The sequence below is a fragment of the Neisseria sp. P0009.S007 genome (assembly GCF_051962515.1).
Window position 1 is genome coordinate 1 of record NZ_JBQCVF010000980.1, and the last position, 344, is coordinate 344.

The following is a 344-nucleotide window of genomic DNA, read 5'->3' on the forward strand; positions in this document are numbered from 1 at the left end:
GTCCATTCTTTGGCAATGGCCGCATCAGGCAGTGGATTGTAGTGTTGCAGATTGGCGCCGATCCCGGCAGCCGCCAATGTTGTCCATACAGCATATTGAACCATGGCATTTGCCTGATCCGCCCAGATCGGGAAGTTGGCTGCATAAGATGGTAACTGCTCTTGCAAGCCTTTGACAACATCTTGATCTTCAAAGAACAAAACTGTCGCCGCGCCTGCCTTAAATAAGTTCAGTTTTTGTGCAGTGGCTTCAAACTGCTCGGCAGGAACAACCGCACGCAACGCTTCTTCGACAAAATGCCACACTTTGGCATGTTATTCGCCAAACAATACAACCACTCGGGC

General features: G+C 50.0%; 1 pseudogene. It reads right to left on the bottom strand.

Going from position 1 to position 344, the window contains the following annotated elements:
- Positions 1–344, bottom strand: a pseudogene (locus ACTHS3_RS17415) (nitroreductase family protein); the annotation flags it as partial.